Origin of the sequence: Bacillus sp. Marseille-P3661, assembly GCF_900240995.1 — a bacterium.
Classification (GTDB): Bacteria; Bacillota; Bacilli; order Bacillales; family Bacillaceae_J; genus OESV01.
The window spans coordinates 714,640-727,852 of sequence record NZ_LT965954.1; the positions used below are offsets into that span (position 1 = coordinate 714,640).

Here is a 13,213-nt window from a genome sequence, read left to right on the forward strand (position 1 = left end):
TTATGCATTACACTAATCTAGTTACTCTAATGATAGTAGTTCTTCTTGATTAAAGTACATCAATAGATGATCATGACATGTGAAAAATAATAGTTGGTGTTTTTGTGCTATTTCTTTAAGAAGATCTAGTACCTGCTTTGTTCTAAACTTATCAAAATTAACAAAACTATCATCTATTAAAATGGGAAGAGGGCTAGGTGTATTAAATGTACTAGCTAATGCAAGACGAACAGATAAGTAAAGCTGCTCTGTAGTAGCCTGACTTAATTCATCCGGTTTAAACCTTAAGCCATCTCGTCGCTCTACTATAAATCCGTTCTCCTCACTAGGTGGATAGATTTTAACATATGCTCCCAACGTTAGGAATGAAAAATATCCATCTGCAGTTTTAATAACTTGCGGTAAGCGTACCTCACGATAATAATCTTTCGTCTTTTGTAATAGATCTTTAGCAACCTGATATGTAGCCCATTGCTTTACTTCGTCCTGAAATATAGATCGCTCTAGTGAATAGCGGTGTAGAAGGTCTGAATAAGATGTACCATTTTCTAAATGTTCAATCTGCATCGCTAAATCAGCTATTTCTAATTGAAGTTCTTTTTCCTCTTGCTTATATTGATTTCTATCTTTCTCTATTTCACGAAGCTTTTCATTGTAATTTAGCCCTTCAAGCTCTACTTCCTTAAGATAATGCTTTTCCTTTACATTCGTAAGGGTGTGTAACTGCGCATCAACTGCTTTTAAGTTAGTAACGATAGCAGTATACTGCAATTGAGCATTTCCTTTTTGGCGGAAATCCTCCTCAGTTTGAACGCCTGCACCACCATATAAATCCTTAATCTTCTCCTGAAAATAGGCTATTTGTGTTTCAATATTTAACTTTTGGTCTACAAGCTCTTTCTGTTTGCTTAAATATTGCTGTTTTAGTGCCGATTGTTCTTTAACAAATTCTATTTGTTTTAACATTTGCTTAATTAAAAGTTCAACTGAGTCTTCTTCTATATTTAATAGTTTTGCAAGCTCTCTAGCTTGTATATAAAAGCCATGAATTTCTTTTTTCAAGAGCGTTATCTCTTGCTCCAATTGAGTTTTACTACGAATACGTTTTTTTATTATTTCAATTGCTTGAAATGCATCTAGCAACTGTGAACCCGAAAGTCCAAGTGGAAAACCGCGCGCCTTACAAAACTTCTCCAATGCGTCCTCGGCTATTCTAAATTGTTGTTCCCACATTTCAAACCGCTCCACTATATTCTCAAAATTTTTCTCCTTTTGAGATAGAATGATACGTTCTTGGTCCACTAAATTATGATGAACATGTATCGGCTCTAGTCTTTTGCTATGGTCTACTCTTATAAAAAATATGGCAAGCAAGCTGACAAATAGTACAATAAAAATTGTATAAATTAATTCAAAAATATAAAATGATAGTCCCATAATGATAGCTGCTAACATGACATATAGAAATAAAGTTACATTAGGCTGGTGGTGATTAATTGTATCCCTATTATTATCACCAGACTGATGATGTTGTAGTTTTTGAAGACTTCGTTCTGTAAGCTCTAGCTCATTCTTAGCTGATTTAAACTGCTCATCTAAAAATTTCTGCTGTTCGTTTAGCTGTTGTTTCTTCATGATCAACTCGCTTAAGCGCTCTTTAATAACCAAACTAATATCGATTTTTTGAACAGTCTCTTCTGTATAATTACCACCTAACCGTTCCAATAAGTGATCGATTTCATCTTGTTCATACCGTAGTGATAGCTTTATTTTTTCTAGCTCTTTTTCTTGTAGTTGAATGGCCTTAAACTTTTCATTTAATGAACGTACTTTTGATTCATGAATAGCTACATTATTATTTAATTGAAAGCTTTTTAGAACATCCTCTACTTCCTTAAGTTTCTCAGCAATCAACTTATTTTGAGCACTCAATGGTGCTAATTGTAGCTGAAATTTTTCCAATCGTTCAATTCCGTTTGTGGGAAATGGTTCATAATTGGTGAGTTGATCCAGGCTAGCTACCAACTGTAAACGTTCGTTAATATACGGCTTTAGTATTTGTTTTTTTTCGTATTCCTTTCGTAATATTTCTCCCTCATTTTGCTTTATTTCAAGCTCATGTAACCTCACTTTAAGATTATCTCTTTTCTGAACAACTGTATTATAGGTACTGATTTTTTCTTGCCATTTCGTAAGATCTGAATGCAATGTCTCTAGTTTAGCTATTCTTTGATTTAGTTTCGGTTTTCTGCCATTTGGTTTATAAAGCTCATCAATTTGCTTTTCTAATTTCTTTTCAAGTTCAAAAATAGCTTGACTACCAGAAGCCCCGGCTGAAAATAAAAACTGCCCTAAATCGTCTGCTTTAATACTATCAACTGCTTGTAGACCTTTAAGTCCAAATGAAAAAATAGCTTGATAAATGGAGCGGTCATATCCCCCTAGTAATTTTGATAATTCAGGTTCGCCACCTGTTTTTCCATTTTGGAAATATACAGTTACTTCACCAGTTGCTCGACCAGCAATACGCTCTATTGTTATTAGTTCATCATTTAACTTAATTATTAGTTTACCGCCATAACGGTTTCCTGATTTTGGTTCATATCGATTTTCCGATTGATGCCTTGTAGGAAAACCGAATAATATCGCTTGAATAAAGGCCATAAGCGTCGATTTACCAGCTTCGTTTTTCCCATAGATCGTTTGAAAGGAAGTGTTGTCATTCATTTCGATTGATTTATTTTCGAATTGCCCAAAACCATAAATAAATAATGACACGATTTTCATAGTGTCTATACCCACCTCCTAAATCGTCAGTTCTTTAAGAGTTCCTCTAAAAGGAGTCTTTCCGCTTGCTCAAAAATTTCCCTTTTCTCTTCATCACCGAATGGTTCTAAATGGCGTCCCATATTCCTGTTTTTGTAAAAGAACATCAGCACATTTTCATATACTTCATCTTGATTGTCATCGATTTGTCTAAGTAAATCACCTAAAAAATGAGGTTCAGTTTTCAATTGATTACGATCATATGGTATTGATGTATTAATCCGACATGCTATCGTCCAAATAAAATGCTTTTGATCTTCTTCTTGGATATCATTGATTAATTCTAATAACTGTTCAGTTGCATTTGGCTGCTGTAACAACGAGTGGAGAGGGCCACTCCCCTTAATACTCAGAGTTAGTAACACAGATCGATTATTAAGCCTAAGCTCATTCTTCTGAATTTGTATCTTATCGATGAGTTGATCAAATGTTTCAACATTATCTATACTTATTTCAATATTATCCCAAATAATTTCAGCCACCGGAATAAACTTTGATAGCGTTTGTTCTTTTGATAATTCAATTACATAACAGCCTTTTTCTCCTTTTTCATTGGTATGTCGACCTTGAATATTCCCAGGATAGATAATTGGAGGGTTTTCATGGATTTGTTGACGTTTATGAATATGTCCTAAAGCCCAATAATCAAATTGTTTATCTAAAAGTTCTTCAACTGTGAATGGTGCATATGCATCATGGTCTGTACCTCCTTTTAAATTCCCATGAAGCATCCCGATATGAAAAGGAGCTCCCTCTATCATTTGATAATAGGTTGTCATATTTTCAGTAACTGCTCGTTGCCCATAACTAAACCCATAAATATGTGCTAGCGTCCTACCTTCTATTTGAAAAGGTTTCATCTCAACTTCCTTTGAATAGATATGAACATTTTCTGGCCAAGATATTTGAGCATAATTGCCACTTAAATGATCATGATTCCCATGAATTATGTAAACCTGAATATTATGATTGCATAACATTTGTAAGCCTTCGCGTAATATTACCTGTGATCGTAAGCTCCGCGTATCATGATCAAACAAATCCCCGGCAATAAGTACAAAATCTACCTTTTCTGTTATCGCAAGCTCAATGATCCTTGTAAAAGCAGTAAAAGTGCTTTCTTTAACCTTTTGAAAAAGCTTAGCTGGCATATGCTTTAATCCTTTAAAAGGGCTATCCAAATGCAAATCAGCAGTATGGATAAACTTCAACTTATCCATTTTTATACCACATCTTTCCTTACTTAATAGTTGCTTTTATTTTAACACAGCGAACGAATGATCGCGAAATTCATAAAGGAAATTTTTTTGGAAAGATTAAGAATGGAGGTGATCGACATGGCAAAAAGACAAGCGGATCCAAGTAAAAATGGTGTTGCTGCAGCTAGTGTTAAAGGCAAAATGAATCCTGGACAGCACAAACAATTAACTGAACACTCTTTTCAATCTAACAACAATCAGCAATACAAAAAAGATTAAGCTCTACAATCAAAAATGCAAAAAAATAAGGCCCCTCTAGTGGGAGCCTTATTTTATCTATATTAGCAACAGTCACTTTCGTTTCCTAACATAACTAAACCTACTTCACCGTTAGGACCTGTTTCACGATCCAACGTTAAAACCTCTGTATGCTCAGCAATTTGAGAATCAATAGCCACTTTAATTCCATTAATTGTTTTTACTAAATCATTTTCAACTGGCTCATCCAGAGCCAACCCTATATTTGGACCGCCTCAGCCCATGCCTGCAAAATAAACACGAATATTATCTGCATTGTTTTCACTTAAGATCTTTTCAACTAATTCTTTTGCTTCGTTAGTGATATTCAAAATTAAGCCCCCCTTATTTATATTTATAGTCTACCTACAGGTGTATAATTTGTCCACAAATCTGCTTATGAATGGTTTGTTTTTCTAAAGGAGAAACGATCATGGTGATTTGAACGTTTTCCTTTGTTTTTATATTTTGTTCAGTTATTATATATTTATTATCACCATTTTTCTGAATATTTTAAAAAGGAGGTTAACCATTGAAAGCTTATATACTAACCGTGTTTGATAAAAAAGGAAAAGTATTGCTCGCAGAAAATTTTCAAGCTGCCAATGACCTGGAAGCGAAACGTATCGGCGAAACAATGCTTACAGAAAAGGAATACCTTGAATACACACATCGCTGTGTTTCACCTACCGGTAAATTATTACTATTCCACGCCTAGTTTCTAAGTTATTTAGGTGTACTACCTGTACGCCTTTACCTACCTTTTTAAATGGCTTTATTAAACGCGGATGTTGATTTCTATTCAGGATTAACAACAGGGCGGGCGGTGAGCCTTTCCGGCGCATCTCGCCTGTTTGGTCTTACAGGATATACCGCCGGAGTCTCGCACCTTCCGCTCTAATCAACAAGCCTTAACACAGCCTATTAATAATCAGGACTTTTATACTTTATTCAAAAACAATCGTTTTGTTACCATGAACAATTACGCGATCTTCCAAATGCCACTTAACAGCTCTTGCTAATACACGACGCTCTATCATCCGGCCAATGCGCTTTAACTCGTCCACATCATCCTTATGATTCACTCTCTCTACATCCTGTTCAATAATAGGTCCTTCATCTAAATCATTTGTAACATAATGAGACGTTGCCCCAATTAACTTAACTCCGCGATCAAAAGCACGCTCATACGGTTTCGCACCAATAAATGCAGGTAAAAATGAATGGTGGATATTAATAATTTGATTCGGGAAATTAGAAACAAATTCCGGTGTCAAGATTTGCATGTATCTTGCAAGTACGATCACATCAACATTATATTCTTTTAATAACTGTAATTGTTGCTCTTCAACTTCACGTTTCGTTTCTTTCGTAATCGGAGTATAATAGAACGGAATATCTAAAGATTCAACCGTATGTCTTACATCCTCATGATTACTAATTACCAATGCAATATCAGTGATGATATCCCCTGATTGACACTGCCATAACAACTCAAGTAATGCATGATCTTCTTTTGACACAAAAATCGCCATTTTTTTCAAATGGTACGCGTAAATAATCTGCCAGTTCATTTGGAACTTATTGGCTATCTCTTCAAACCGCTGTTCTAGCTCCCCTTCTCGAGCTGATAAATCCTCACAGCTAAAGTCAAATCGAATAAAGAAAGTACCGCCTTGTGGATCTGTAGTATACTGATTAGAGTTAAGAATGTTTGCTCCCTGCTCATACAAAAAATTAGAAACAGCTGCAACAATTCCAGGTTGGTCTGGGCAACTGATTAATAAATGCGCATGATTCTTATTTTTCTCTTTAAATTCTTGTAAATGTTGCTGAAGAACTTGATTCATGTTGACCTCCGTCCGAATAAAAATTCAAGTTATTATAACATTATTATAAATACAAAAACACGTAATTTGCAAAAATGGCGAATTACGTGAGATTCCTACACTATAATAGCACTGAAACCGTTTCTATCCAACCAATATTGTAAAATTACCTATCAATTTTCTTCTTTATTTTACATTGGTTGAAAATATTGGATTTCTTTTCTCAATAAATGCATTTAATCCTTCTTTGTGATTGGCAGTATGACGCATCTTTTTTTGCCCTAATTTCTCCATTTTTAATATCTCAATGAACTGTGCACGATTACTATCTACCATGATTTTCTTTGTTTTAATCATTGCTTCAATAGGTTTTTGAAGCCAAACAGCTGCTTTTCTGTGGGCTGCATCAACGGCGTGATCCATACAAACATCATCCACTAAGCCTAAGGCATGTGCTTCATGTGCTGTAAGTCTCTTTCCTTCCCAAATAACTTGTTTTGTCTTTGTTTCCCCTAAACGTTGTTTTAATAAAAAATGGCCCCCACCATCTGGAATAAGACCGATATTAATAAAATTCATTGCTAAAATAGCTGATTGTTCAGCAATCACATGGTCTGCTACTAATGCTAAGCTAAACCCCAAACCTGCTGCTGATCCATGGACTGCACTTATAACAAGTTTCGGCATTGTATATAGCGTTAACATCATATCATTAATCAAATCCATTAAGCGATCAAAACTATCATCGTCTGTATTTATGAGCATCGCCTTAATATCTCCGCCAGCTGAAAAAGCCCTTCCGTCTCCTTGGATAATCAAAATATCAGCATCGCTACTAGCAATCTCCTTTATTTTGTCATGCAACTCATGAATCATTTCACCATCCATAGCATTTAAACTATCTGGACGGCTCAGCTTAAGAGTAGCAATTCTCCCTTCAATCGATAACAAAACCCTATTCATACCCCACTCACTCCTTATAAAAGCAACGTGTAATTCTCTATTGTTTTATTCACTATAGAATTAAAAATCCCTTCATGTTCCCAAATAAAAACCATGAAATTTGCCATTTAAGGCAAATTCCATGATCTAATTTAAAAATGTCTCATTTAACAATCTTAATTTTTCATTTGTATAATGCTCGAATCCATCATTATATGATTTTGGGTCTTTAGCGTTAGCAAACCTTGTAATTTTTCTAGTTTGCGGATGGACAAACTTACTCGCTGCACCACAGCCAAGACCTAATATAGTTTGTTGTTCTTCCATTATCATAATATTATATAGACTTTCTTGACCTTTAAGAGAGTAACCGACATTTTCTAGGTTACCCAAAATATTTTTTTGTCGATATAGATAATAAGGTTCATAACCATGTTGTTTCGTCCAATGACTTGCACTTTCCATCATCAATGTTATTTCATCACGGTCTGCTACTTTATATTTTTGTTTATTTTGCGTCATTTCTGATGCACGTTTAAAAGAGAGTGTATGAACGGTTAATGATTCGGGCATCAGCTTAGCCGTTTCCTCCAATGTATATTGAAATTCATCTAATCCCTCACCCGGTAATCCAATGATTAGATCCATATTAATATTGTTCATACCCATTTCACGGGCTAATTTAAATTTCTTAATTGTCTCTTCAACTGTGTGATGACGCCCTATCGCCTTTAATGTTTCCTGAATATACGACTGTGGGTTAATACTGATTCGATCAATATTCCATTTGTTTAAAACAGTCAATTTTTCAGGAGTTATTGTGTCAGGTCTTCCGGCTTCAACCGTTACTTCCCGTACATTTTTCATATTTGGAAACGATTCGTACATTTCTTCATAAAGCATGTCCATTTCCTCTGCAGTGATACTTGTTGGAGTTCCACCACCAAAATAAACGGTTGTAATGTTAATTCCATTATCTTTTAACCATTTCCCAATTTCACGCATTTCAAAATGCAATCCACCCAAGAAAGAATTAACAGATCCTTGTCTGCCATTAATGGCATAAGCCGGAAATGTACAATACGCACACTTGGTTGGACAAAACGGAATCCCGATGTAGACACTAACCTCATTTGCTAAGGAATATAAATCTGGTATAGCAGTCAACTGCCGATCCACAATATTTTGCATAAGCTCTATTTTTTCATCATGAATCATATAATCTTTTCTAAGAGACTGATGCGCAGCTGCTTTTGATTCACCTGAATTTAACTTTTTATGCAACAGCTTTGTAGGACGAACACCCGTTAATGTGCCCCATTTCTGAATAATGCCGGTAAGTTCTTGTAATAGAGTTAAGTAGACATGGTTTACTGCATGTTTCATTTGTTTTCTTGCTTCTTTTGAGCCAGGAGGATATTCTACTTTCTTCTCATACATCGAAGTAAACTTTCTATTCGTGCTTAGCTCTAGTAATTTTCCTTTTATTTCAATATCATTTGTTACTTCTATTTCAAACGTAACCATAAGGTCAGGAATTTGTATCTCCTCATATTGAATTTCACATTCTTCAAAAAATAACTGTGAAATAATTTGAATATCTCGATGAAAAACTGAATCTATGTTGTTAACTTGAATAATCAATATAGTAGTCACCTTCTTCACTAAAGTACCAATTTCCACTCTTTAAAGTGTACTTAACAATAGGAAGTTGGTCAAATGAATATAATCGTTCGTTATTGTTTGCGAATTGCACTTATTTTAAATAAGAATTTCCGAATACATCGCACATACGAAAAGACCAAATCAAAGATTTGGTCTTTTAAATTTGTGACTTTTATAAATAGGCTATTTAATCACATCATTATTTATTTATTTCTCGTAAAAAAGTAACTCTTTGCTGTTTTCGGAAATGTTCCTTAACCATATAAGAAACCCCATTTTGATTATTAGAACGTGTAACCCAATCTGCAGCCTTTTTCACCGCAAAAGGCGAATTCCACATAGCAACCCCAAGCCCTGCTTTTTCTAGCATCGGGATATCATTTATCGAATCAGCAATTACAACTGTTTCAGACATCGGAATTCCTAGATGCTGACCTAATTGTCTTAAGCCTTGTTCTTTTGAAACATTAGCAGGCATAATATCCAACATTAACTCCCCACTAACAATCACATTTACTTCAGGAAATGACTTTATAATTAATTCTTTAACCTCTTTAAGTTCTTCCTCATCTGAAAAATATACTTCAATTTTAGGTGCAGACATCGGAAAATCAACAAGTTGGTCACTTAAATTATCAACAAACTGGATCGGATAAAATAATGGATCATTCGAACCTAATATAGCCTTTGTCATTAAATTTCCTTTTTGTTTCACACGATTCCCTAGTGAATAGCGTTCGTGTAAAAGACGAATAGAACATTTAAATGTTTCAAGTACTTGGACAATATTAAATGTACATTCTTCAGATATCCGTTTCTCATATAATGGTTCTTCAAGGTCCTTAGCAATAAACGCACCACTGTGGCTAATGATATAACTATCTAATTTTAAAGCCTTAGCAACTTTATTTGCGGACATAAAGTTACGTCCTGTTACCAACGTTACATATACATCCTTTTCTTGTACATATTGTATGGCTTGCTTCGTTTCTTTTGTAAGCTTTCCATTTGATTTTAGCAAAGTTCCATCAATATTGATGGCTAATAATTTATACATCATGTTGCTCCCCCTTGCCGCTTGTTTAACTAATCCACTTCTTAAGATAAACTATGAAAAAAGGGATTAGCTTAGAACCTAATTCGGCATGTAGGTTACAACAAATCACCATAAAATCTCTACTTTTGACCTAGGTAACAAATTATTATTTCCTTCCTAGAGTAGAACATAAGGAGCAAGCGCCCTGCTTAGCCCCGAGAGGCTGGGCTCTGAAGCTAGAATACACTACTGTTGCTAAGATATTCACATCATTTGCCATTTTATAAATTCCTAAGCCATAAAAAAAACAGCATTTTAAAAAATACTGTTTTAATGACAACTATTGCTGTGGGTCTTCGGGTACACCATATAGCTCTTCAAGTGGTTTCATAATGATTTTATTGATGTCGTTTATTATTACTGACATGCGTTGTTCAACTTCCATTAATTTAGAAATGGTATCATGCTGCTGAATTAAATTAAATTGTTGTTGTGCTTTTTGAACTTCTTCCTCTGTAATTTCTTGACCCATCATTTGTTTTTGTTGAAGTTGTAGTTGCGTATCCCTAAAACTGTCAAATAAACGTTTTGATGATGCGTCACTATTAATTTGATCATATAGACTTTTTAATTGCTTAAAATCTTCACTTTCTTTTAAAGCCTGTTCTAAGTTATATGCCACATCGTAAATATTTGCCATTAAGAACCCTCCGTATTATTAATTCAAATTTGTAATTTAGACTCCATCAACATTAACTAACTATTGAGAAGACTCCGGTACATCATATCAAATATAGTGCTATTGAACAAAGAATATGAGTAATCCTTGAACAATTCCGATTAATCCTCCTAGTAAAGCACCAAGATAAGTAATCATTTTGAATTCCCTTTTTGAAATCATAAGTACCATATCTTCTAGACGGGAAACAGAAAATCCTTCAACTTGTTTTTGAACGATTTCGGCTAAATGTAATTTTTTCATCATTTCATCAATACGATTTGCGATGAAATCCCCAATAACTTCAACTAACTTAGGAACCCAGTCATTTAGTATTTGTTGTTTATATGTAGCAGTTAAATCGCCAAGTGAAGATTGCAGCCATTTTTTGTATGGAATTTGGTTTGTAATTTGTTCCTGCAAAAAGGTTACTAATGAATCCCGGCCGAACTTTTCTTCAATATCTTCAACTTTCCAATCCTTTACCTTATCCCACTCTTTATTTATCAGTTGCGTAAGCATTTGATGTGTGCCACCATGACTAAGAAATCTCACCAATTCAGGTTGAACAGAGTTTGCAATGGAATCATTACTTAAAAACATTTTCACCATATTCCCAAGCGATCCCAAATTTCGGATGAAATCATCTATCATTTTAACTAATCTTTTTCTACCTTCGTCACTCTCGAAGTAAGCTATTCCCTTTTCTAATATGTAATCAGCAAATTCAGGAATTTTATCATCAATTTTCACTAACCAAGCTTGCGGAAAAGTTTCTCTTAGTGTTTTTTGGCGTGCTTGTCCAATTAATTGTTCATATTTATCCTTAATAATAGCATGCAATTTATCCCTTGTTTTCACATCTAAGTCTGTGATGCCAAACTGTTCGCCCCACTGCGCGATCGTTTTATCATTATCCATCAGCCGAATAACTTCACCTTGAACCCATGCTACCATCTCTTTCGTAAATACCGGGTCTTTAAATTTACTCTTTATTCCTTCTGCCGTTAATAAATGCTCGACTACCATTCGTCCCATTTGAACTGCTAGCTCTTCACGACGTTTAGGTATCAACCCAGGAGTAAATGGCAATCTTTTGCCAGCAAAGTAAATTGGCTTATGCGGTCTAAATAACATTTTAATCGCTAAGTGATTCGTAAAGCCGCCAATTCCTGCACCTATGATCATCATAAATAAAATCATACTAAAAACTTCCATCCATTTATCAACCTTCCTACGCTAATTCCTCACATCCGACAATCAAAGCTCATATTATACGATATCAGCAAATGCCTAGATTTGTAGCAGGTGTCCATTGTGAGGGTTCTAAATGAAAAAAATATTTAAAATTAATATTTATCCAATTGAAGAAAACAAAAATAAAAATACACCTCTTATTATAATTAGTTCTGAACTGATGAAGCAAACTGGTGTAAGGATAGGCCAAAAGGTAACACTTCAATGTGGCAAGAATCATTTAATTTGTTCAATAGCCGATACTACGTCAGAAACCGATTTAATATTATATTGTTCAAAGAACGTATTTGAGAGCTTTTACCTCCCTGTAATGTCTACGAAACTACAATTATCAATTGAAAAAAATGATAATGCGTGGGAGTTAGGACCATTTATCGGTATTGTGACAGACCAAATTTATAAGGAGCATTTTGGCTCTATTCACTCTTTTATTGAAGAATTACAGCATTACTCGTATCAAAACTATATATATTTATATGTGTTTAATTATATAAATTATCATAATCATTATGTAACAGGATATTACTTTGATTCCGGTAGCTCTAGTTGGGTTCACTCGTCCCTGCCTACACCTAGCGTTGTTCACAATCGCATCCATTCTAGAATAAAAGAACGAGCGGATAAAACAAAGAACTTTTTTAAAACACTCTCACAACACAATATACCCTATTTCAATGAACGCTTTTTAAATAAATGGGAGGTTTACGAGTTTCTATCTAGACAAGAACAACTTACACCTTATTTACCTGACACAAGATTGTTAAATGGGCGTTTTTCACTAGAAGAAATGCTGTTTACACATTCCACTTTATTTTTAAAGCCAGTACATGGTAGTCAAGGTAAAAATATTTTTAAAATACGAAATGACAACGATAACTATAGTCTGGACTATACAACCTTTTCAGGCGAAATCGAAAAACAGTACCCTTCTATCATATCACTTTATGAAGCCATTAGACCAAGATTACAAAAACAACGATATATCGTTCAACAAGGATTGCAATTGCTTACGTATCAGGATCGCCCGCTTGATTTCCGCTTACTTTGTCATCGACAACCGGATAATAACTGGAGTGTAACCTCTGCAATAGCGCGAGTTTCTTCTCAAGCTGAATTTGTATCAAATTTAGCAAGAGGTGGCGAATTACTTAAAATCAATACAGTACTACAAAATCACTTTGAAGGAACTACGTTAAATCAAATTAAACGACTTTTGTTTGAAATCGCCACTGAAACAGCTACCTCCATCCACCAATTATCGGATGGTATCTATGGTGAATTAGGGATTGATCTAGCTATTGACCATAAGGGTAAACCTTGGATCATTGAGGTTAATACAAAGCCTTCTAAAAACCAAGACCCAAGTGGATTCTCCCCTAAAATTAGACCATCGGCGAAAGCTATTATAGAGTATTGTTCACATCTTGCCAACTGGCAACTATAA

The 13,213-nt window shown here is 34.6% G+C and carries 12 protein-coding genes; 3 read left to right on the plus strand and 9 right to left on the minus strand.

The genetic code is table 11. The features are described from left to right. Positions 1-21: 21 nt before the first annotated feature. Both C1724_RS14605 and C1724_RS14610 read right to left on the minus strand, forming a co-directional pair. A complete protein-coding gene (locus C1724_RS14605; RefSeq protein ID WP_102347461.1) occupies positions 22-2,787 on the minus strand; it encodes an ATP-binding protein in 2,766 nt (921 codons plus the stop codon). Between the two features lie 26 nt (positions 2,788-2,813). After that, a complete protein-coding gene (locus C1724_RS14610) occupies positions 2,814-4,046 on the minus strand; it encodes a metallophosphoesterase family protein (protein ID WP_102347462.1) in 1,233 nt (410 codons plus the stop codon). Between the two features lie 117 nt (positions 4,047-4,163). Here C1724_RS14610 and C1724_RS14615 point away from each other — a divergent pair, with 117 nt between their 5' ends. Beyond that, entirely contained in the window at positions 4,164-4,304 is a 141-nt protein-coding gene (locus C1724_RS14615) for a YuzL family protein (protein ID WP_102347463.1), read from the plus strand. A gap of 62 nt (positions 4,305-4,366) precedes the next feature. Here C1724_RS14615 and C1724_RS26425 read toward each other — a convergent pair whose 3' ends face one another. Further along, positions 4,367-4,654, minus strand: a complete 288-nt coding sequence (locus C1724_RS26425) for an adhesin (protein WP_102347464.1) — start codon at positions 4,652-4,654, stop codon at positions 4,367-4,369. A 200-nt stretch (positions 4,655-4,854) separates the two neighbouring features. Between C1724_RS26425 and C1724_RS14625 the strand changes: the two genes are divergently transcribed. Then, positions 4,855-5,040 (plus strand): YhzD family protein, encoded by a 186-nt coding sequence (locus tag C1724_RS14625; RefSeq protein WP_102347465.1) that lies wholly within the window; start codon positions 4,855-4,857, stop codon positions 5,038-5,040. 229 nt (positions 5,041-5,269) lie between these two features. On the opposite strand, the gene purU is transcribed toward C1724_RS14625, so the two are convergent. The 6 genes from purU to C1724_RS14655 form a co-directional block, all read right to left on the minus strand. Next, positions 5,270-6,172 (minus strand): formyltetrahydrofolate deformylase, encoded by a 903-nt coding sequence (purU, locus tag C1724_RS14630; protein ID WP_102347466.1) that lies wholly within the window; start codon positions 6,170-6,172, stop codon positions 5,270-5,272. A gap of 165 nt (positions 6,173-6,337) precedes the next feature. Then, a complete protein-coding gene (locus C1724_RS14635; protein ID WP_102347467.1) occupies positions 6,338-7,114 on the minus strand; it encodes an enoyl-CoA hydratase in 777 nt (258 codons plus the stop codon). Between the two features lie 126 nt (positions 7,115-7,240). Continuing rightward, positions 7,241-8,737, minus strand: coding sequence for a coproporphyrinogen III oxidase (locus C1724_RS14640; protein ID WP_102347468.1), 1,497 nt, complete (start codon positions 8,735-8,737; stop codon positions 7,241-7,243). Positions 8,738-8,957: 220 nt separating this feature from the next. Then, positions 8,958-9,818, minus strand: a complete 861-nt coding sequence (locus tag C1724_RS14645) for a Cof-type HAD-IIB family hydrolase (protein ID WP_102347469.1) — start codon at positions 9,816-9,818, stop codon at positions 8,958-8,960. Positions 9,819-10,134: 316 nt separating this feature from the next. Further along, positions 10,135-10,494, minus strand: a complete 360-nt coding sequence (locus C1724_RS14650) for a YlbF family regulator (protein ID WP_102347470.1) — start codon at positions 10,492-10,494, stop codon at positions 10,135-10,137. Positions 10,495-10,593: 99 nt separating this feature from the next. Continuing rightward, complete coding sequence (locus tag C1724_RS14655) at positions 10,594-11,730, minus strand: DUF445 domain-containing protein (RefSeq protein ID WP_102347471.1); 1,137 nt, start codon at positions 11,728-11,730, stop codon at positions 10,594-10,596. 112 nt (positions 11,731-11,842) lie between these two features. Here C1724_RS14655 and C1724_RS14660 point away from each other — a divergent pair, with 112 nt between their 5' ends. Continuing rightward, positions 11,843-13,213, plus strand: coding sequence for a YheC/YheD family endospore coat-associated protein (locus C1724_RS14660; protein ID WP_102347472.1), 1,371 nt, complete (start codon positions 11,843-11,845; stop codon positions 13,211-13,213).